Here is a 21,707-nt window from a genome sequence, read left to right as displayed (position 1 = left end):
GAGAGGCCGAGTGGAGGTTCTGCGCAGTGGGCAACCCGGCATGGATGCCGGGTTAGCCGCCCCCGGCCATGGATGGCCGATGGCGGCGGGCCCACGGAGCAGGACCGGAGCGAGGGCATGCCGAGCCACAGCGAGGCACCGAACGAAAGGGGCAAAAGCGCTTTGGTTACTTTCGCGCTTTTCGAAAGTGACTCGCTGTAAGAGCGAAACCATAAGCGGCCGTTACCGCAGGAATGGATATGTAACCCCCCAAAAACCACGGCGCCTGACACAAAGCCTTCGCGGGCAAGCCTCGCTCCTACAGGGATCGTGCCCGCACTGAAAATGAAGTGGCCTCCAGGCACAAAAAAGCCGACATCACTGTCGGCTTCATCGCTAACTCAGGAAACCGCCGCCGGCGGCTTCGGCGCAACGACCTTCGGCTCAGGCTTCTGAAACGGATAAAGATGCTGACGCACAATCCCACCCGGCAACTCCTTGCCAAACACCCCGTAGCGCACCGGCCATTCCTTGGGCGGCAACTTGAACGTACCAAACAGCATGTCCACCAACGGCGTGTGGATCGCGTAGTTCTTGTAAATGTAATCCTTGTGCCGCGCATGGTGCCAATGGTGATAACGCGGCAAAACCATCACGTAGTTCAGCCAGCCACCATTGATCCGCACATTGGCATGGGCCAACACAGCCTGGACGCCGACCAGAATCACATAGGCATTCAACGCCTGCGGCGCAAAGCCCAGCAGCATCAGAGGCACCAGCACGCCGGTACGGGTCAGCAGAATCTCGATAAAGTGCACGCGCGAACCGGCAAGCCAATCCATGTGCGTGCTCGAGTGATGCACCGCGTGGATGCGCCACAGCCACGGCACCACATGATAGAGACGATGCAACCAATACTGACCAAGGTCGGCCACCAGCACGGCGAGGAAGAACTGCACAACAAGCGGCAGGCTTTGCACGCTGGCCTGCAATTCCGTCGACATCGCCCAACCCGCCACGTAGCTCGACGAGGCGGTGATGAAGATCAGGATGAATTGCACCAGCATGTGGCTGACGAAAAAATAGGTCAGGTCGGTTCGCCAGTGCGGGCGCAGGATGTTTTGCTCGGGGTCCTTGGAATAGAGTTTTTCCAGGGGGATGAAAACGATGGCCGACACCAACAGGGCCAGGACGAACCAGTCCAGCCCCAGCGAGTAAGGGGTCTGCCCGATCGAGCTGATCTGCACATTGGTGCCGCCGAGGAACACTGCCAGCCCCGAGGCCACCAACCCGGTGATCCCCAGGCGCTTGCGCTTGTTGAGCAGGATATTCAGGGTGCCGAGGCTGAACGACAGCACCAGCCCGAGCAACAGCGTGGTGCGTGCGAACTGCTCGTCGTAGACCTTGCGCAATTCGGCGGTGGTCAGCCACTCGGGAAACAGGAAGCAGAATACTGCGAGCAGGCTCAACAGCCCGAGCGTGGCCGAGATGTAGCCACTGACCCGGCCTTCACCGAATTTGAAGGGCGCATTGCCGTGTCGCTGGAAATAGGCTTTGAGTCTTTCCATCTCTGATCTTCCCTGATTCTAAAAAAACGTGCAGTGGTGACGCCGCCAGACACAAAAAAGCCACGATTACCGTGGCTTTTTTGAGGTTATTGCTTGGGTGGCTCCGCCGGTTTAGCCGGATCACCCGGCTTCGGCGCCGCGTCCTCGAACAGATTCAACCGCTCGCGAAGCTCATGGGCCGGCACCGGCTGCTTGTCCGCAGGCAACGCATTCGGATCAACCGGTGTGGCTGGCGCATTCGGCGCTTCACCCGGCGCGCCCTGCCCCGGCGTCGTTGTTGGATCGGCACCTTGCGCCCCTTCGATGGCCGCCTGTGCCTTCTTGGTCAGCACGACAATATCGATCCGCCGATTGACCGGGTTGAACGGATGTTCCCGATCAAACAACGCCGACGACGCATAACCCACCACCCGCGCCACTTGCGACTCCGGATAGCTGCCAGCCACCAACGCACGGCGAGCGGCGTTGGCGCGGTTGGCCGACAATTCCCAGTTGCCGAAATCACCGGTGCCGGTGTACGGCTTGGCGTCGGTATGGCCGCTGATGCTGATCTTGTTCGGCACCGCTTTAATGGTGTCGGCCATGGCCAGCAGGATGTCTTCGAAATACGGTTTCAGACGCGCCGAACCCGAGTCGAACATCGGCCGGTTATCCGCGTCCATGATCTGGATGCGCAAGCCGTTCGGCGTGATCTCGAACAGGATCTGGTCCTTGAACTTCTGCAGTTGCGGGTTCTCTTCGACCTTGTTCTGCAGTTCTTGCAGCAGCAATTCCAGGCGTTCTTTCTCGACCTGTTCGGCCATGCCTTCGACCTGATCGGTATCGACGGTCACTTTGTCCGGTTGGGGCTGGGATTTCACCTCGGGGTTGAGGGTGTTCTCCGGCGCCAGGGTCGGCGTGCCGCCCAGGTCGATGATGTAGGGCGTGCCGCTTTCGGAGAAGCCGACCGGGTCTTTGAAGTAACCGGCGATGGCGATCTTCTGTTCCGGGGTGGCGGTGGACAGCAGCCACAACACCAGGAAGAACGCCATCATCGCCGTGGCGAAGTCAGCGAAGGCGATTTTCCAGGCGCCCCCGTGATGCCCGCCGGCGATGCGCTTGACGCGCTTGATGATTATCGGCTGGTTATTTTCCATGGCTTAACGACCGCGAACCGCTTGTTCCAGCTCAGCGAAGCTAGGACGGTGCGCCGGGTACAGAACCTTGCGCCCGAACTCCACCGCCAACGATGGCGGCATGCCGGAAGCGGAGGCAACCAGCGAGGCCTTGATGGCTTCGTAGACGTTCAGTTCTTCCTTGGCATCGTGGGCCAGGGAATGGGCCAGCGGGCCGAAGAAGCCGTAGGCCGCGAGAATACCGAAGAAGGTACCGACCAGCGCCGCACCTACGTGCATGCCGATGGCTTTCTGGTCGCCTTCGCCCAGGGAGGCCATGGTCACCACGATACCGAGTACCGCCGCGACGATACCGAAACCGGGCATGGCGTCGGCAATGCCGTTCACCGCGTGGGACGGGTGCTCCAGGTCTTCCTTGAGGCTGTAGAGTTCCATGTCGAACAGGCCTTCCAGCTCATGAGGAGCCATGTTGCCGGAGGACATGATGCGCAGGTAGTCGCAGATGAACGCGGTCATGCGTTCGTCTTTCAAGACTGTCGGGTACTTGGCGAAGATCGGGCTCGCAGCGGCATCTTCGATGTCGCCTTCGATGGCCATCATGCCTTCGCGACGGCTCTTGTTGAGGATCTCGTAGATCAGGCCCAGCACTTCAAGATAGAAGGTGTGGTTGAAACGCGAACTGAACATGCTCAAGGATTTCTTGAGCACGTGCATGGTCATGTAGCCGGGGTTGGCCTGCAGGAATGCACCGAGGGCCGCACCACCGATGATCATCACCTCGAAGGGCTGAATCAGGGCGGCGATTTTGCCATGGGAAAGCACGTATCCGCCGAGCACGCTCGCGAATACGACGATGATGCCGATTATTTTAGCCATAGGTAGGAGAGCACTTACTGAGTCGGGTTCAAGGTCATATTCGGAAGTTAAAAAATCTCTTCTTCTACTTATCGGCAAAACTGCGCCAGACTATAGCCAGTTCAGGCGAAAAGCCAATTTAGCCCGCGCCGGGCGTGTTTACAGCCAATGATGATCCCGTCCAGCCATGGCTAACGAAACGAACGTTCCACCTCCAAAACCGACCACTCTCGAAGGCTGGGTCAAGCTTCTCGATGGCGTGCGCCTGCCGGTTCCGCAAGAGAGTCACGACCGGGTCTGCAAAGCCATTCGCAATAACCGCAGCTCGTTGCGCGACATTGCCGAATTGATGCAGGAAAGCCCGGCCCTGGCCTTGAGTGTGATTCGCGAGGCCAACCGCCACACCCACGGCAGCATGACGGAGCCGGCGGAAAACCTCGACGTGGCGCTCAATCGCCTCGGCCTGAAACGCACCGAAGAACTGCTCGATCGCCTGCCCGCCGAACCGCAATCCGAGATCCCCAAGGCCCTGCGCCAGCTGCAACTGATCAGCCAGCACGCGACGCAACAGGCCAACGGCTTCTTCGCCAATCGCCTGGCGCGGCTGTGGCAGGACATTCATTGGGGCAGCCTGCTGTTTCTCTCGCCGCTGTGGCCAATGGCGCTGACGCACCCGCATTTGCTCGAAGAGTGGGAACTGCGGGTCATCCATAAAGGCGAGTCGGCGCGCAAAGTCGAAAAGCAGTTGTTCGGCGTACGCCTGCTGGAAATCTGCCTGGCACTGGTGGACATCTGGCGGCTGCCGATCTGGGTGCAACAGGGTTATCGCCTGCTGCTCAACGAGCAGCGGGAATTGGTCAAAGTGCTGCGCATCGCCCGGGACAGCGAGCACCCGCTGCGTCAGCAAAACCGCCTCGACGACGATCCTACCCTGCGCCGCTGGCTCAATCAGCCGGCCAACACCGTGCTGCTGGCCAACGGCCTGGCGCTGTCGGCGCAACAGGCCTGGGACTGTCCGCACGCTGAGCGCTGGCAGTACCTGACCAGTCTTTATCTGCAAATATCGATGGACGAAGTACAGCAACAGTTGCACCAACAGGCCGCCAACAGCGCCCGCCAGCATGCGATGCCGGATCTGTGGCACCCGGCGGTTTCGCTGCTGTGGCCGTGGGGCATGAACCGTATTCACGCCGGGTTGCTGCCGGCCCCGGCACCGACCACTGAAGATTTGAGCCATTGGCGCAAACAATGCGCCGAGCTGCTGGTGGAACCGAGCCGCTTCTCCAACGCGATGCACCTGACCACCTCGGCCCGGGATGCACTGGTGGCCTGCGGCATGCGACGGGTGATGATCCTGATGGCCGACCGCACCCACGCCAATCTGCGGGTGCACCAGACCGCCGGGTTGCCGAAAGAAGCCGCCGGCCTGAATTTCCTGGTCAGCCAGAGCAGCGTGTTGCAGCGTTTGCTCTCGCAGCAGGCCCAAGTACGCCTGACGCCGGCCAACAATGCCCAGTTCTCCGCCCTGCTGCCCGCCAGCCTGCGCTCGCAGTTCAGCGGCGAACACTTGCTGTTGCGCTCACTGGTCAATAATGGCCGGGTGATCATGATTGTGGTGGCGGACCAGGGCGGCGGGCCGTTCTCGGAAATTACCGTGCAAGCCTTTGGCAAAACCGCGCAGTGCATCGAAAAGGCACTGAGTACTTTTAGCAGCCGCGGCCAATGATGCTGCGCTACAATCCTCCCTTTTTCGCCCTGGAGACCTCACATGTCTGACTTCTCTGGCTTGCCGCTGGTGATCGAGCCGAGCGACTTGCTCCCGCGCCTCGACGCCCGCGAACTGATTCTGGTGGACCTGACCAGCACAGCCCGCTACACCGAAGGGCATTTGCCCGGCGCGCGGTTTGTCGATCCAAAACGCACCCAGCTCGGCCAGGCTCCGGCGCCTGGCTTGCTGCCGACCCACGCGGCCCTGGAAACATTGTTCGGCGAACTGGGCCACAACCCCGATGCGGTCTACGTGGTGTATGACGACGAAGGCGGCGGTTGGGCCGGGCGTTTCATCTGGTTGCTGGATGTGATCGGCCACAACAAATATCACTACATCGACGGTGGCCTGCCAGCCTGGCTGGCGGCGGGCTTGCCGATGTCGATCCAGGTCCCGGCCCCGGTCGGCGGCCCGGTCAAACTGACCTTGCACGACGAACCCACCGCCACCCGCGAGTACCTGCAAAGCCGTCTCGGCGCCGCCGACCTGGCGATCTGGGATGCCCGTGGGCCGCTGGAGTACTCCGGCGAGAAAGTGCTGGCGGCCAAGGCCGGGCACATTCCGGGCGCCGTCAATTTTGAATGGACCGCCGGCATGGATCAGTCGCGTCACCTGCGCATCCGCACCGACATGCCGAAGATCCTCGAACAACTCGGCATCACCAAAGACAAAGAAATCATCACTCACTGCCAGACCCACCACCGCTCTGGCTTCACTTATCTAGTGGCCAAGTCCCTCGGTTATCCGCGGGTCAAAGGCTACGCCGGCTCCTGGGGCGAATGGGGCAACCATCCCGACACCCCCGTAGAGATTTAAGGTTTTTAAGGACAGTTAATGAATAAGCGTCTGTTTATCCTCAGCCAATACCTGCTGCCTCACCACTTGCTCTCGCGACTGGCCGGCTGCGTCGCCGAATGCCGCGTGCGCTGGTTCAAGAATGCGTTCACCGCGTGGTTCGCCAAGCGTTATCAGGTGGACATGTCCCAGGCGCTGGTCGAAGACCTGACCGCCTACGAGCACTTCAACGCGTTCTTCACCCGCGCCCTGAAAGACGGCGCGCGGCCGCTGGACGAAACCCCGGGCGCGATCCTCAGCCCGGCCGACGGTGCGGTCAGCCAGCTCGGCCCGATCGAACACGGTCGCGTGTTCCAGGCCAAGGGCCACAGCTTCAGCGTGCTGGAATTGCTGGGTGGCGATACCGCGAATGCCGCGCCGTTCATGGGCGGTGATTTCGCGACGATCTACCTGTCGCCGAAGGACTACCACCGCGTGCACATGCCGCTGGCCGGCACCCTGCGCGAGATGGTCTACATCCCGGGCCGGATCTTCTCGGTCAACCAGACCACCGCCGAAAACGTCCCCGAGCTGTTCGCCCGCAACGAGCGTGTGGCGTGCATCTTCGACACCGAGCGCGGGCCGATGGCCGTGGTGCTGGTGGGCGCGATGATCGTGGCGTCGATTGAAACCGTGTGGGCCGGGCTGGTCACGCCGCCGAAACGCGAGCTGAAAACTTTCCGCTACGACGAAGCCGCCCGTGCGCCAATCCATCTGGAGAAAGGTGCGGAACTGGGTCGCTTCAAACTGGGTTCGACGGCGGTCGTGCTGTTCGGGCCGGATCAAGTGAAATGGGTCGAAGGCCTCGGCGCGACGTCGCCGGTGCAGATGGGCCAGGCTTTGGGTTTGCCGAACGCCTGATCCCGGATGGCCGAATGAAGAACCTGTGGGCGAGCCTTTGTGGCGAGGGGGCTTGCCCCCGTTGGGGCGCGAAGCGCACCTGAAAACGAGTCAACGCGATCTAAATATAGAAGCACCGATTGGTTTTACGACTGCTTCGCAGTCGAACGGGGGCAAGCCCCCTCGCCACACAAGCTCGCACCTACATGGGTTGCGGCGCTCCACTTCTACACTGACTGGCATTCACCACAGTTCCGCCCTTTCGAACGTCTTCGAAGGGGCGGATACCACTCGGTGGTGCCGTTACTCTATCTGTCCACGGAAGCCGATCGGCCCTTCGTTGGCATAGGTATTGGTGCCACTGAGGTTTTTCCCTCCATCGCTGGAGGTCACGCTCAACGCCACAACGTTCTGATTATCGCGACCACCGATGACCCACTTGCCACCCGGGTGCCATGGAGCGTCGTTGCCGCCCCACTGATTTTCAACGTTGTACTGGTTCTGGCCCGTGCGCTGAGCCTTGAAGCCAATGGGACCTTCACCCGCATACGTCATGGTGCCGGTGAAACTCTTGCCGCCATCGCCTGACTTGATCTCGATCGCGACAACGTTCTGGTTGTCCCGCGCGCCCAGCGTCCAGTCTCCACCGGGATGCCAGGGTGCCGAACTACCGCCCCATTGATTTGCCACTACGTATCTAGACATGAACCTCATCTCCTTGAAGTTACAAAGAGACCTGCTCTGCGTAGGCAGCAGGCCGTACGACTGTGCGTATCCAGTCGCACGCCTGAGAGATTAGTCGGACGCTCGGCCCTCACTCAATTGGCAGACAAACGGTAACGACCAGCAAGTGCTACAGTCAGACCATTCACTGCCCATTTCCCGGTCGGAGTTTTTCCACGGCATGAATGAGAACAAGCCCACACTGTTGCTGCGCGCACCGATCCCCGCCGGCTTGCGCCTGTCGTTCTGCGAAGCCACCCCGCGCGACCTCAAGCGCTGGATCGCCAACCTGCCCAAAGCCAACATTGGCGAAACCGCTCGTCAGTTGTATCAAGGCTTGAGCGAACTCAATCAATTGCTGACCCCCAGCGATAATCGCCTGCAATTGCTCGAACTGCTGCGCCCCGAGGTGTATTACGTCTGCAAGCACCTGGAGCGGCATTTCCTGCATCAGGCGATTGTCCTCGACGAGCGTTCGCGCAAGATCGCCAACCTCTGCCAGGCGCTGCAAAGTCATTTGGCAATCGGCTACAAACAGATCGTCATGCGCATCGCCCCGCGCTTCAGCAAGGACCGCGCGCCGCTGCTGACCCAGGCGTTGCAACGGGCGATCCATTGCCTGAACGGCCCGTTGATCCGCGCTACCCAGTTGTATTGCCCGGTGCCGGAAGGGGTGTGGCTGGAGCTGCATCAGTTGTATCGAATCGGCTGCGAGCATCGGCTGCAAAACATCAGCGTGCGCGATGAACTGGCCAGCGAGACCCCCGACCTGAGCATCGAGCAGACCTACGTGGCCGCCCTGCTGCTGGGCGCCTCACGCTGCAATCAACTGCGCCAGAACCAGATCGCCCGCCTCGCCGAGGTGCTGGAACCCTGGAGCAAATGGATCAAGTTGCACCCCGGCAAACCGGGCAATGAGCTGTTTGCGGTGGCGCCGGAACTCGATGTCGGGCCACGCTATCGGTCCAAGTTCCGCGCCGAGCAGCAGGCGAGTTTGCTGGGAATTGATCCGCAGCCGCTGGTGGCCGCCATCGAGGCCCGGCTGCTGAACCCGACCGACACCGCGTTGCCCGTCCCGACCGGGCTGAACCTCGATACCTTGCAACACTTGAACGCCGCCTGGGGCCAGGCCGCCGAGCGCAGTTTCCAGCGCACCGCCGGCAACGGCACCTTGACCCTGTGCGTGGGCATGAGCGCGTTGCACTTCTACCTGGGCGGGCAACGTTCGTTCAGCGACATCCTGAAAAACCCCGCCGGGCGACTGGCGCAGTTTGCGGCGACGGCACCGGCCGGCGGCAAGGACAACTGGAGTCAGGCGTTCGACGCCGGGCCCAATGGCACCGCTAACGACCTGCTGCCCTACGAAGAAATCGAATACCCGACGTTGCAGAACGACGACAGCCATGAAGCCGCCGACCGCAACCGGCACTTCCCGACCTACGCCTTGCCGGTGATCAACCACAGCCCCGGCGGTTATTGCCTGGCATGGCCCGGCGCCGTGCCGCCCGAGCTGCAAGCCGGGGAAATGGTCGGCATCGAAGACGCTGCTGGCCAGGGCTGGAGCATCGCTGTGGTGCGCTGGATTCGCCAGGTTCGGGGCGGTGGGACCCAGATGGGCATCGAGCAGGTCGCGCCGTATGCCGAGCCCTGCGGCTTGCAATTGGTGCGCACCCGGGACGATCACAGTCAGTATCTGCGCGGCTTGTTGCTGCCGGCGATCAGCGCGATTGATCTGCCCGCCACCCTGCTGGCCCCGCGTTTGCCGTTCCAGGAAGGCAACAAGGTGCTGATCAACACCAACGGCCAGGAACGCCGCGCCGGGCTGGATCGGCGGGTGTCGAGCACCAACAGTTTCAACCAGTTTGCTTATCGCTCGCTGGAGGCGAGCAAAACCGAAAACAACCCGGGGAGCGGCGTGGTCGGGGCGGAAGAGGATTTTGATTCATTGTGGAAGTCGCTTTAAGAGAGACATAAACCCCTGTGGCGAGGGGGCTTGCCCCCGTTGGGTCGCGAAGCAGCCCCAAACCTGCCATCGAGTTATTTCAGGCACAACGCATTTACAGGTTTTGCGTCTGCTACGCAGCCGAACGGGGGCAAGCCCCCTCGCCACAGAGGACCGCTCAGGAAACCAAGAACTCAGAGCTGCCCATCACGATCCCTGAACCCCAACAAATACAACACCCCATCCAACCCAAGCGTCGAGATCGCCTGCTTCGCCGACTGTTTCACCAACGGCTTGGCGCGGAACGCCACGCCCAACCCGGCAATCGCCAGCATCGGCAAATCGTTCGCGCCGTCGCCGACCGCGATGGTCTGCTCCAGCCGCAAACCTTCCTTGTGCGCCAGCTCTTTCAGCAGATCGGCCTTGCGCTGGGCATCGACAATCGGCTCGACCGCCACGCCCGTCACCTTGCCGTCCACCACTTCCAGCTCGTTGGCGAACACGTAGTCGATGCCCAATTTCGCCTGCAACTGCTTGGCGAAGTAGGTGAAGCCGCCGGACAGGATCGCGGTCTTGTAGCCCAGGCGTTTGAGTTCGGCGAACAGGGTTTCGGCGCCCTCGGTCAGGCGCAGCGAGGCGCCGATGGAGTCCAGCACGCTGACGTCCAGCCCTTTAAGCAGGGCCAGGCGTTCCTTGAAGCTGGCGCGGAAGTCCAGCTCACCGGCCATAGCGCGTTCGGTGATTTCGGAGACTTGATCGCCCACGCCGGCAGCCTTGGCCAGTTCGTCGATGACTTCGGCTTCGATCAAGGTCGAGTCCATGTCAAACACCGCCAGGCGCCGGTTACGGCGGAACAGCGAATCTTCCTGGAAAGCGATGTCGACGTTCAGTTCCTGGGCGACGCTCAGGAACTCGGCGCGCAGGGCCTGCGGATCGGCCGCTTCGCCACGCACGGAGAACTCGATGCAGCCCTTGCCCTTGTCGGCCGGAGTGTCCAGCGGCATGCGCCCGGACAAGCGATCGATATGGTCGATGTTCAGCCCGTATTTGGCGGTGATCGAGCTCACAGCCTGCAATTGCCCGGCGGTGACCTTGCGGGTCAACAGGGTGACGATATGGCGTTTTTTGCCCTGATTGCCGACCCACTGCTGGTAATCCTCTTCGGACACCGGGGTGAAACGCACCTGTTGGTCGAGTTCGTAACCCTTGAACAGGATGTCCTTGAGCACCGACTTGCCTTGCTCGGTGTCAGGAATTTCAACCAGGATGCCGAACGACAGGGTGTCGTGGATCACCGCCTGACCAATGTCGAGAATGTTCACACCACCCTGGGCCAGAACGCCGGTAATGGCCGCAGTCAGACCCGGTCGGTCGACTCCCGTGATGTTTATCAGGACGATTTCGCGCAAGGCGCACCCCCGCAGGTGGAAAAAAACCGCATTCTACCCACTTTCAGTGACCATCGGGCACCGTCAGCGCTTTGCCGGTCTAGGGCCTGTCGCTATACTGCGCGTCAACTTCACGGACAAAAGAGCCGAGCTCAAGTGAACCGGCCCACGCCAGTAAAAACCGATAACTTCTTCCTGCTGATCTTCCGGGCACTGCGCCACCGCCGTGTACCGATTGCATTGCGCATTGCCAGCCATAACGTGATCCTGGTCGCTCTGGCCCTGGTGATTTATGCCTGTGTGATGGGTTTGCAGTTCAAGCAGGCCATGCACGAGCAGGCCGATGCGCTGGGCGAAAGCCTGACCACGCAGACCGCCACCTCGGCCACCGAGCTGTTGGTGTCCAACGACATCCTCAGCCTCAACGTGCTGCTCAACAACCTGACCAAGAACAAGCTGGTGGCCCACGCCGCTATCTACAGCGTGGACAACCGCATCCTCGCCGAGTCCGGCCAGCGCCCCAAGCACAGCCTGTTGGGCGAAGCCGAAGGCATGTATGAGAGCAAAATCACCTTCCAGGACGTGACCGCCGGGCAACTGCGCATCAGCCTGGACATGGATCAGTTCCAGCAGCCGATGACCATCAGTCTGCAAAGCATGGGCATCCTGAGTGCGATTTTGCTGGCACTGTCCCTGGCCTTGAGCCTGCGCCTGGGTCGCCACATCTCCACGCCGCTGATGCAATTGCGGGTGTGGCTGCGCAATATCGACGAATACACCCCGGCCATCGAGCGTCAGGATGAAATCGGCGATCTCGCCCGTCAGTTGCACGCCAACTTCGCCCCGGAGCCGGCCGAGCCTGAGCCCGTGCCGGAGCCTGAATTCGACGACGTCGATTACGACGAAGAGGCTGATCCAGCCTTCGAAGTGCGTAACCTGCGCGATCCAAGTTTTGATGAAACCAAGCCGGTGGCCAGTCTTAAGCCTGCGCCAAAGCGCAGTGTCAGCACCGTCGAAGACGATGACGACGATGATGCGTTCGCCGACCTGCGTGACGAGTCGGCAGACAACGCGCCGATCACCCTGGCCAAACCGGCGGTTTCCAACGTGCCGCAGCACAGCGCGGTGCTCGCCGTGCAACTGGGCGCCCAGGATCAACTGCGTCGCCTGCCCCGCACGCGCCTTGAGGAACTGCTCAAACGTTACCGTGACTGCCTTGACCAGGCGGCGTCGCTGTATCAGAGCGAACTGCACACCCTGAACGATGGCAGCACGCTGATGCTGTTCCACACCGAAGACAGCGGCGACGACTACCTGACCAACGCGATCTGCTGCGGTGAGTTGCTGCGCGCCCTGGGCCACCAGTTGCAGATCGAAGTCGCCGACAGCGGCATCACCCTGCAATTGCAACTGGGCCTGACCCTGGGCGACGAGTTGTTCGGCCTGAGCCAGATCGACCTGCTGCTGACCGAGTCGGCCCAGGACGCCCTGGCCCTGTCGCAACACAGCCGCAACCTGCTGCTGGTGGAGCGCAAGATCGGCGACGACGCCCTGATCCGCCAGCGTGCGCGGATCCGGCCGATCGCCAGCCCTGAGGGGGCTTGCTGTGTCGAGCGGTTGATGGAGCCTTATCCGTCGATGCTGGAGCGGCAACTGGCGCGGATGCATGAGCGCCGGGCGTAAAAGCCCTGCTGTGAAAAAGCCCGCCGACAAGTGATTGTCGGCGGGCTTTTTTGTTGTTCTCGCTGGCCCCTTCGCGGGTAAGCCTCGCTCCTACAGGGTTTACTGATCGTTCCCACGCTCTGCGTGGGAATGCCTCCAGGGACGCTCCGCGTTCCAGCCTCACCTCATAGGCGACGTCCGGTACCGATGTGACGCGGAGCGTCACGGGCTGCATTCCCACGCAGAGCGTGGGAACGATCAGCTCTCCAATCCGCAGAAACAACAAAGCCCGCATCTCTGCAGGCTTTGTGTTGGATCAATCCAGGCTCAGAACCTGAACACTTCCATATCGGTCCGAATCGGCGAGGCCATCGGGATCTTCGGCTGTTTGTCTTGCTCGGCGGCCGGAGCCACAGGCTTGGGCTCCTTTTTACGCGGTGCTTCGGCAATCGGCGGCTGGTTGGCCAATGGCTTCAGCGCCACGGACAATTGCTCGGCCAGACGCTGCACCAGCACACCTTGCGCTTGAACCTGAGCCGCCGTCCCGCCTGCATGTTGCTCTTGCAGATGAATGATGCGGTTATCGCGAACCTGACCACGACGGTCGATCAAACGCCATTGCGCATCCAGGATCGCCGGTTGCGACTCACCCGAATCCAGGCGCGTGATCGTCAGCAGCACCTGAACATCCGGGGTAAACCCCAAGGTTGCCGGTGCCAGCACTACGCGTTGACTGTCCAGATGACCGGCAACCTGACGCAGCAGCAACTGATCGATGTCCGAAGACAGGCTGCCCGCCCAACGCCCATCGGACGAAGCCTGGAGGCTGCCATCCGGCTGACGCTGCAGCAAGGTTTCGCGTTGCAGGTAGTCGGCAATGGTTACCGGGCCCAGCAATACAGCCATGCCCGCGCTTTGCGCAGGCTGAGCCGGACTTCCGCTGTCCAGCTGATACAGCGACACCGGTTGGTGAACGCTGCAACCCGCCAGGCCAAGAACGCCAGCGAGCATCAAAATTAACGGAAGGCGCAGAGCAGTCATCGTCCCATCCAGGTGGTTGCCACAAGGCTAACCACAGTGAAAATACTCAATAAATATGAAGAACGCTCGGCCACGCCGGCGCTTGAAAGGCCATATCATCCGTGAATATGCGTTCCGACTCCAGCGGCAAAGCGCCGATCTACGGGTTAAATCGTAGATCCGCGCCTCTAGCACGCCTAATTGAGGTTTTCGACGAGCAGCGCATCTACCCTCTGGAAGCCACGTGGCAATTTGTTACCACGACGTCCTCGCTCACCTTTGTAGTGTTCGAGATCGTCTGCTTTCAGTGACAAGGTACGTTTTCCGGCCTGCAGCACCAAGGTGGCACCTTCCGGCAGAACGGCGATGTCTGTGACGTATTCTTCGCGGCTGGCCACACGCTCACCGGAGATGCCGATGATCTTGTTGCCTTTGCCCTTACCTAATTGTGGCAGGTCGCTGATCTTGAAGATCAGCAGGCGACCTTCGGTCGTGACCGAAGCCAGCCAGTTGTTCTCACGATCAGCCACCGGCCGCGGCAGGATGACCTTCGAGTTGTTCGGCAAGCTCAACAGCGCCTTGCCGGCCTTGTTCTTGGCCTGGAAGTCTTCACCCTTGACCACAAAACCGTAACCGGCGTCGGAGGCGATCACGTACAGCGAATCGTCTTCCGGCATCAGCACGCATTCGAAGGTCGCGCCTGGCGGTGGCGTCAGACGACCGGTCAACGGTTCGCCCTGGCCACGGGCCGATGGCAAGGTGTGGGATGGCACCGAATAACTGCGACCGGTGGAGTCGATAAACACCGCAAACTGGTTGGAACGCCCCGGCGCCAGAGCCTTGAAGCCGTCCCCGGCCTTGTACGACAGCCCGGTGGCGTCGATCTCGTGACCCTTGGCCGAGCGAACCCAGCCTTTTTCCGACAGCACCACCGTCACTTTTTCGTTCGGCAGCAGGTCGTGTTCGGTCAGGGCCTTGGCTTCGGCGCGTTCGACGATTGGCGAACGGCGGTCGTCGCCATAGGTTTCGGCGTCCTTGATCAGCTCGGTGCGGACCAGTTTTTTCAACTTGGCTTCGCTGCTCAGCAAGGCTTGCAGCTTGGCTTGTTCCTTGAGCAGTTCATCCTGCTCGGCACGCAGCTTCATCTCTTCCAGTCGCGCCAACTGACGCAAACGGGTGTCGAGAATGTAGTCGGCCTGGATTTCGCTCAGGGCGAAACGGGCGATCAGCGCGGCTTTCGGGTGCTCCTCGGTGCGGATGATGTGGATCACTTCATCCAGGTTGAGGTAGGCAATCAGCAAACCGTCCAACAGGTGCAGGCGACGCTCGACCTTGTCGAGGCGAAATTGCAGGCGACGACGCACGGTCTGCACCCGGAACTCCAGCCACTCGACCAGCAACGCCCGCAGGTTTTTCAGCTGTGGCTTGCCGTCCAGGCCAATGATGTTGATGTTGACCCGGTAGCTCGACTCCAGCTCGGTACTGGCGAACAGGTGGGTCATCAAGGCATCGTGGTCAAAGTTCTTGCGCGCGCCGGGGATGATCACGATCCGGCACGGGTTTTCGTGATCGGACTCGTCACGCAGGTCGGCGATTTGCGGGGCCTTGGACGGCTTGGCCTGCATCATCGCCGCGATCTGCTCCAGCACCTTGGCACCAGATACCTGGTGCGGCAGCGCGGTGACAATGATGTCGCCGTCTTCGATGTGGTACACAGCGCGCATACGCACCGAGCCCTTGCCGGTTTCGTACATTTTCAGCAGGTCGGCGCGGGGGGTGATGATTTCCGCTTCGGTCGGGTAATCCGGGCCCTGGATGTGTTCGCAGAGCTGTTCGACCGTGGCTTTCGGCTCATCGAGCAAACGCACACACGCCGTCGCGACTTCGCGCAGGTTGTGCGGCGGCACGTCGGTGGCCATGCCCACGGCAATACCGGTGGTGCCATTGAGCAGGATGTTCGGCAAACGCGCCGGCAACACCAGCGGCTCGTCGAGGGTGCCGTCGAAGTTCGGGCCCCAGTCCGCGGTGCCCTGGCCCAATTCGCTGAGCAGCACTTCGGAATAACGGGACAACCGCGCTTCGGTGTAACGCATGGCGGCGAAGGACTTGGGATCATCCGGCGCACCCCAGTTGCCCTGGCCGTCCACCAACGTGTAGCGATAGCTGAACGGCTGGGCCATCAGGACCATGGCTTCGTAGCACGCCGAATCGCCGTGGGGGTGGAATTTACCGAGCACGTCACCGACGGTACGCGCCGATTTCTTGTGCTTGGAATCGGCGTCCAGCCCCAACTCGCTCATCGCATAGATGATGCGCCGCTGTACCGGTTTCAGGCCGTCGCCGATATGCGGCAAGGCACGGTCCATGATCACGTACATGGAATATTTGAGGTAGGCATTTTCGGTGAAGTCAGCCAGTGACCGGCGCTCTACACCGTCCAGGCTGAGATCAAGGGAGTCGCTCATGCGGGCCTCATCGGTTCGTTGTCTGGCGCAGCAGCATGGTGCCACCGCGCTGGGTAAATTCAAGTTTGTTCAGTGCGCTCATGCCTAGCAGCACCTGATTGCCATCCAGCCCTGGCGCGACCAGCGCGCGAACATCACGCAGCACGATATCGCCCAGTTGCAGCCGGTCGATGCGGGTTCGGTAACCCTGACTCAAACCGTTGGCCGTGCTCAGGGTCACCCCGAAGCCCTCCTCCAGTTTCAGCCGTTCGGCCAGGCTGGCCGGGATCGACACATCGGTCGCCCCGGTATCCAGCATGAAATCCACCGGCTGGCCGTTGATCTGGCCGCTGGCGACGAAATGACCCTGACTGTTACTGACCAGTTTCACTTCGACAAATCCTTCGCCCTGCTGTGAAGTGACCACCGCATTGGGGTTTTGCTGACGCTGTTCCCACTGCCCGAAAAACCGCGTGGCCAAAAACAGTGCCGCGCACCAGGCCAACACCATAAACACCCGACCGGCGCGTTTACCCGGCGGTTGCTGGCTCATGGCTTGGCGCTCCAGCCACCTTCCGGCGCGGCGAAGCGCCAGACAACCGGGCGGACTTCACCATCGGCACGAGGGCCGAAATTGTTGTCGACACCGATCCAGGCGCCATCGGCGTCGATGATCAATGCTTCCTCCAAACCAAAGTTCTGCGAATAACGCCGGTTTTCCTGCAACAGCTCAGCGGCATACGACCAGCAGCGCTCGACCTTGGCCGTCTGCGGGTCGCGGCGACAAATCTGATAGGCGTTGCGCTCAAGGGTAAAAAGCTTGCCCTCGAACAACGACAGGTCGGAAAAATCCCGGTCAACCGCGCGGGCCTTGGGAAACTGCGGCGGCTGCATTTCCTTGCCGGCTTCACTCAACAGCACACAGCGACCGTCGCAATCCCACACGGTCTGCTGACGTTTGATCAGCAGCAAGCCCCGGCTTTGACGCTCGGCGGCGAGCCACATCTGGTCGCCTGCCGGATTGATCGCCAGGCCTTCGAATATCGCATTGAATTGCAGCAACATGCCCCGAGCCCGTGCTTCGCGAACCATCATGGGCGAGATTTTCAGCCAGTTCGCCGGGCCCGTTGGCGGCACTTGCAAGACGGCCGCATGGCCTTCGCTGACAATGTAACGATTGCCGGCGCTGTCGCAGGTGATGCCTTCGAAATCCAGGTCCCCGCCGCGCACGAAAGACGCCGCCCAGGTCCGCGAACGCAAACCCCAGGGCAAACCGGTATCCGGCACCTCGGGCACATCGATGTGCACGGGTTCGGCTTGCCAGGTGCTGGCGGTCGTATCGAGGCGGTAGATTTGATCGTCGTCGCGATCGGAAACGGTCCACAGGTCCTTGCCACACTGGGCCAGCCCCGACAGGTTGCCACCGCGCATGCCATCGACGGCATGCTCGGACAACACGCGCAGCTCCGGCGCCGGCTCGGCAGACACCGTCAACGAGGTCAGCAGCAACGCACACGCCAGGGCAAAGCCAAACCGCATCAGCCCAGAACCTCGGCCAGGTTGCCCTTGGACTCCAGCCAGGATTTGCGATCACCGGCGCGTTTCTTCGCCAGCAGCATGTCCATCATTTCCGAGGTTGCTTCGAAATCGTCCAGCGTCAGCTGCACCAGGCGCCGCGTGTTCGGGTCCATGGTGGTTTCGCGCAGCTGCGGCGGGTTCATTTCACCCAGGCCTTTGAATCGTGTGACCTGCGGCTTGCCGCGTTTCTTCTCGGCCACCAGGCGATCGAGGATGCCATCACGCTCTGCTTCGTCGAGGGCGTAGTAAATCTCTTTGCCCAGGTCGATGCGGTACAGCGGCGGCATGGCGACGTAGACGTGACCGGCATCCACCAACGGACGGAAATGCTGGACGAATAACGCGCAGAGCAGCGTGGCGATGTGCAGGCCGTCGGAGTCGGCGTCGGCGAGGATGCAGATCTTGCCGTAACGCAACTGGGCGATGTCCGCCGAGCCTGGATCGACGCCGATGGCCACGGCGATGTTGTGCACTTCCTGGCTGGCCAGTACTTCGCTGCCGTCGACTTCCCAGGTGTTCAGGATCTTGCCGCGCAACGGCAGGATCGCTTGAAACTCTTTGTCCCGCGCCTGCTTGGCCGAACCGCCAGCGGAATCACCTTCGACCAGGAACAGCTCGGAACGCATCGGGTCCTGCCCGGCGCAATCGGCGAGTTTGCCCGGCAGTGCCGGACCGGCGGTGACGCGCTTGCGCTCGACCTTCTTACTCGCCTTCAAGCGACGGCCGGCGTTGTTGATCGCCAGTTCCGCCAGCAGCATGCCGGTTTCCGGGTTGGCGTTGAGCCACAGGCTGAACGCGTCCTTGACCACGCCGGAGACGAACGCCGCCGCTTCACGGGACGACAGGCGCTCCTTGGTCTGGCCGGAGAATTGCGGTTCCTGCATCTTCATCGACAACACGAAGGCGATGCGTTCCCAGACGTCTTCCGGCGCCAGCTTCACGCCCCGTGGCAAGAGACTACGGAATTCGCAGAATTCGCGCATCGCATCGAGCAAGCCCTGGCGCAAACCGTTGACGTGGGTACCGCCCTGGGCCGTCGGGATCAGGTTGACGTAGCTTTCCTGCACACTGTCGCCACCTTCCGGCAACCACAGCAGCGCCCAATCCACCGCCTCCTTATTACCGGCCAGGCTGCCGCAGAACGGCTCGTCCGGCAGGCGTTCGAAGCCGTTGACCGCGTCCACCAGGTAGGAGCGCAGGCCGTCTTCGTAATGCCATTCGACTTTTTCGCCGGTGGCCTTGTCTTCAAAACTGACCAGCAGCCCCGGGCACAGAACAGCCTTGGCCTTGAGCACGTGCTTGAGGCGGCTGATGGAGAATTTCGGCGAATCGAAGTACTTCGGGTCCGGCGCGAAGAAAACGCTGGTGCCGGTGTTGCGCTTGCCGACGGTGCCAATGACTTCCAGCTCGGTTTTCTTGTAACCGTCGGCGAAGGTCATCTGGTATTCGTTGCCGTCACGCTTTACGCGCACCCGGACTTCGTTCGACAAGGCGTTGACCACGGAAATACCCACCCCGTGCAAACCGCCGGAGAACTGGTAGTTCTTGTTGGAAAACTTGCCGCCCGCATGGAGCTTGGTGAGGATCAGCTCGACGCCCGACACGCCCTCTTCCGGGTGAATGTCCACCGGCATGCCACGGCCATCATCGCTGACTTCCAGGGAGTGATCGGCGTGCAGGATGACCTGCACCGAAGTCGCGTGCCCGGCCAAGGCTTCGTCGACGCTGTTGTCGATGACTTCCTGGGCGAGGTGGTTCGGCCGACTGGTGTCGGTGTACATGCCGGGGCGTTTGCGCACCGGGTCGAGGCCCGAGAGGACTTCGATGGCGTCTGCGTTATAAGAGCTAGCGCTGGGAGTGGCCATGGGGTCTCGTCGTCAGTGTTCGTTTAAATGGGGGGCGATGATTCACAGTGCGGTGAAATCGATCGACTGATACAAATCTGCGCCGATGCCGGCAAAACTCAACATGGCCGGCAATTGCCCGGCAAAACCCTGGAAACTATGGTCGCCGCCGGCCTGGATGCGCAAGGCACAGGCGCGGTAGTACTGCTGGGCGAGGCGATAGTCCAGCGTTTCATCGCCGGTCTGCAACCACACCTGATAACGCTGCGGGTCCCGGGGCGCCGGCACTTCCAGCTCGGCCAGGGCCGTCACATGGTCGTGGGTCAATTCCCAGGCCTCATCGGTATACAGGTTTTTCTGCGTCCCCAGATACCCGTCAAACATCCGGTGCGGACTGACGGCAGGGTTGATCAGCAGGGCCTTGAGGCCATGGTGCTCGGCCAAGTGAGTCGCATAGTAGCCGCCGAGTGAGCTTCCGACCAGCAGCGGCCGCCCAAGCTCCTCGATCGCCCGGTTCAACTGACCGATGGCCTCACGCGGGTGATGATGCAAGGCCGGAACCTGCAACCGATCGCTCAAGCCCAGGCGCTCCATCACATTGATCAACTGGCAGGCCTTCTTCGAGGCCGGCGCACTGTTGAAACCGTGGATATAAAGGATCGAACCGGACATTTGAACTCCCTGGGCGTCGGGTAAAGAGGCGCAGTTTACAGGGAGACGGAGGGATCGGGGATATCTCAGCGCTCAAGGGTGCCAAGACTGACGCCTTCGCGAGCAAGCCCGCTCCCACAATTGGACCGGGTACATTCGGGAGGGGCTGGTCGGCTGTCAGGCCGCCTTCGCGGGCAAGCCTCGCTCCTACAGGATTGATGTACACCGCCCCGCTCTTCACCACTCATTAGGCCGAGCGTTAGCTCGCCTGCTTTTGATTTACCCGCCCCTTCGGGAGGCTGAGTGGAGGTGTTCATCTGGGGGTGGGCGCGTAGCGCCGTGCGGCGAAGCCGCACACATCGAGAGGAGGTCGAAGCGAAGCCGACCGGAGGCGATGCCCCCAGATGGACACCGGAGCGAAGGAACGCCGAGCCTCAGCGAGGGGCCGGACGCCGGGGCGAGCCTTTTGGGGTACTTTTTTGGCGTTTGAAAAAAGTGCCTCGCCGTAAGGGCGAAACCGCCAGCCGCCGTTACCGCAGAAATGGATATGTACTCCAACCAAGAACATGGTCGGCCCAAAGGCCGCCAAGTCTCAGTAACCGTTGGAACCGTAATCAACCGTAAACTCGAAACCAGTGACACGCTCAACCCCAGTTTCAATCAGCCCATCCGGCATCAGTCGCAACCACCGATACCCCGGCGCCTGCTCCCCGACCTTGAAATCCTCACTCCCCGGCTCAAACTGAATGCAAGTCGAAGGCGAAGCCATCAACCGCACCCCCTCGCGCATCTGATCGATCTCCTGATGCACATGCCCCCACAAAACGGCGCGCACCTGAGGAAACCGATCCAGCACCGCAAACAACCCCTCAGGATTGCGCAACCCAATCGGCTCCATCCACGCACACCCGATCGACACCGGATGATGATGGAAACACACCAGATGATGCCGCTCCGGCGCCTCGCTCAGCGAACGAGCCAGCAACTGCAACTGCTCATCCTGCAAATACCCCGGCACCGACCCCGGCACGGCGGAATCGAGCAACGTCACCCGCCAGTTACCGATGTCCACCACCGGCTCCAACAACGCACTCTGCACCGCCGCTTCAGCCATGATCCGCGGTTCATCGTGATTGCCGGGAATCCAGCGCGCCGGGGCATCGAGCTGCCGGGTCAGATCGCGAAAAAGCTGATACGACTCCAGCGTGCCGTCCTGGGACAGGTCGCCACTGGCAATGATCAGATCGATTCGCGGCTGTTGCACACGCACCAGTTCAATGACCTTTTGCAGGCTCTCGCGGGTATTCATGCCCAGCAACGTGCCATCCGCCTCGGCGAACAAATGACTGTCGGAGATTTGCACCAGCAACGCCGGATCGGCGGTGGTCAATGTGGATACGCTCGGCAAGGCGTTCTCCCAGGGGTGAATCACGGGGTTGGATAGAGGCCGCAATTATGCTGGGGGACGGTCAAAAGAGGAAACCTGTGAACCGGAC

General features: G+C 61.3%; 17 protein-coding genes. 5 read left to right on the top strand and 12 right to left on the bottom strand.

Going from position 1 to position 21,707, the window contains the following annotated elements; all coding sequences use genetic code 11:
* Positions 1-380: 380 nt before the first annotated feature.
* The 3 genes from FQ192_RS14860 to motA all read right to left on the bottom strand — a co-directional run bounded on the left by FQ192_RS14860 (position 381) and on the right by motA (position 3,538).
* A complete protein-coding gene (locus FQ192_RS14860; protein WP_149659268.1) occupies positions 381-1,547 on the bottom strand; it encodes a sterol desaturase family protein in 1,167 nt (388 codons plus the stop codon).
* A gap of 86 nt (positions 1,548-1,633) precedes the next feature.
* The gene (motB, locus tag FQ192_RS14855) at positions 1,634-2,683 is read right to left on the bottom strand and encodes a flagellar motor protein MotB (protein ID WP_149659267.1); all 1,050 of its coding nucleotides are present in this window, start codon (positions 2,681-2,683) and stop codon (positions 1,634-1,636) included.
* 3 nt (positions 2,684-2,686) lie between these two features.
* Positions 2,687-3,538, bottom strand: a complete 852-nt coding sequence (gene motA / locus FQ192_RS14850; RefSeq protein WP_149659266.1) for a flagellar motor stator protein MotA — start codon at positions 3,536-3,538, stop codon at positions 2,687-2,689.
* Positions 3,539-3,704: 166 nt separating this feature from the next.
* Between motA and FQ192_RS14845 the strand changes: the two genes are divergently transcribed.
* From FQ192_RS14845 to asd, 3 genes are read left to right on the top strand one after another with little or no spacing between them, the layout of a single operon-like run.
* Entirely contained in the window at positions 3,705-5,243 is a 1,539-nt protein-coding gene (locus tag FQ192_RS14845; protein WP_149659265.1) for an HDOD domain-containing protein, read from the top strand.
* 42 nt (positions 5,244-5,285) lie between these two features.
* Entirely contained in the window at positions 5,286-6,101 is an 816-nt protein-coding gene (gene rhdA, locus FQ192_RS14840; protein ID WP_149659264.1) for a thiosulfate sulfurtransferase, read from the top strand.
* Positions 6,102-6,119: 18 nt separating this feature from the next.
* Positions 6,120-6,980, top strand: a complete 861-nt coding sequence (asd, locus tag FQ192_RS14835; protein WP_149659263.1) for an archaetidylserine decarboxylase — start codon at positions 6,120-6,122, stop codon at positions 6,978-6,980.
* A 282-nt stretch (positions 6,981-7,262) separates the two neighbouring features.
* Here the strand turns inward: asd and FQ192_RS14830 are convergent, their stop codons facing one another.
* On the bottom strand, positions 7,263-7,664 hold the full coding sequence (locus FQ192_RS14830; RefSeq protein WP_042932429.1) for a hypothetical protein: 402 nt from the start codon (positions 7,662-7,664) through the stop codon (positions 7,263-7,265).
* Positions 7,665-7,863: 199 nt separating this feature from the next.
* Between FQ192_RS14830 and FQ192_RS14825 the strand changes: the two genes are divergently transcribed.
* Positions 7,864-9,645, top strand: a complete 1,782-nt coding sequence (locus FQ192_RS14825; RefSeq protein WP_149659262.1) for a molecular chaperone — start codon at positions 7,864-7,866, stop codon at positions 9,643-9,645.
* A 173-nt stretch (positions 9,646-9,818) separates the two neighbouring features.
* Here FQ192_RS14825 and serB read toward each other — a convergent pair whose 3' ends face one another.
* Positions 9,819-11,033, bottom strand: a complete 1,215-nt coding sequence (serB, locus tag FQ192_RS14815) for a phosphoserine phosphatase SerB (RefSeq protein WP_054053330.1) — start codon at positions 11,031-11,033, stop codon at positions 9,819-9,821.
* A 135-nt stretch (positions 11,034-11,168) separates the two neighbouring features.
* Between serB and FQ192_RS14810 the strand changes: the two genes are divergently transcribed.
* Positions 11,169-12,695, top strand: a complete 1,527-nt coding sequence (locus tag FQ192_RS14810) for an AhpA/YtjB family protein (protein ID WP_149659261.1) — start codon at positions 11,169-11,171, stop codon at positions 12,693-12,695.
* 306 nt (positions 12,696-13,001) lie between these two features.
* Here the strand turns inward: FQ192_RS14810 and FQ192_RS14805 are convergent, their stop codons facing one another.
* From FQ192_RS14805 to cpdA, 7 genes are all read right to left on the bottom strand, one after another.
* Entirely contained in the window at positions 13,002-13,715 is a 714-nt protein-coding gene (locus FQ192_RS14805) for a membrane integrity-associated transporter subunit PqiC (protein ID WP_133840556.1), read from the bottom strand.
* A 176-nt stretch (positions 13,716-13,891) separates the two neighbouring features.
* The gene (gene parC, locus FQ192_RS14800) at positions 13,892-16,159 is read right to left on the bottom strand and encodes a DNA topoisomerase IV subunit A (RefSeq protein WP_149659260.1); all 2,268 of its coding nucleotides are present in this window, start codon (positions 16,157-16,159) and stop codon (positions 13,892-13,894) included.
* A gap of 7 nt (positions 16,160-16,166) precedes the next feature.
* A complete protein-coding gene (locus FQ192_RS14795) occupies positions 16,167-16,691 on the bottom strand; it encodes a TIGR02281 family clan AA aspartic protease (RefSeq protein ID WP_149659259.1) in 525 nt (174 codons plus the stop codon).
* Positions 16,688-17,677 carry an esterase-like activity of phytase family protein gene (locus FQ192_RS14790; protein ID WP_149659258.1) on the bottom strand — a complete coding sequence of 330 codons (990 nt, stop codon included), beginning with the start codon at positions 17,675-17,677 and terminating at the stop codon, positions 16,688-16,690. The genes FQ192_RS14795 and FQ192_RS14790 overlap by 4 nt, the downstream gene beginning before the upstream one ends.
* Positions 17,677-19,581, bottom strand: a complete 1,905-nt coding sequence (gene parE / locus FQ192_RS14785) for a DNA topoisomerase IV subunit B (RefSeq protein ID WP_054053318.1) — start codon at positions 19,579-19,581, stop codon at positions 17,677-17,679. The genes FQ192_RS14790 and parE overlap by 1 nt, the downstream gene beginning before the upstream one ends.
* A gap of 42 nt (positions 19,582-19,623) precedes the next feature.
* The gene (locus FQ192_RS14780) at positions 19,624-20,232 is read right to left on the bottom strand and encodes a YqiA/YcfP family alpha/beta fold hydrolase (protein WP_149659257.1); all 609 of its coding nucleotides are present in this window, start codon (positions 20,230-20,232) and stop codon (positions 19,624-19,626) included.
* A gap of 571 nt (positions 20,233-20,803) precedes the next feature.
* Positions 20,804-21,619, bottom strand: coding sequence for a 3',5'-cyclic-AMP phosphodiesterase (cpdA, locus tag FQ192_RS14770; protein ID WP_149659256.1), 816 nt, complete (start codon positions 21,617-21,619; stop codon positions 20,804-20,806).
* Positions 21,620-21,707 lie beyond the last annotated feature (88 nt).

Origin of the sequence: Pseudomonas sp. ANT_J12 (assembly GCF_008370045.1) — a bacterium.
Classification (GTDB): domain Bacteria; phylum Pseudomonadota; class Gammaproteobacteria; order Pseudomonadales; family Pseudomonadaceae; genus Aquipseudomonas.
This window is presented reverse-complemented; position numbering and strand designations above follow the sequence as displayed.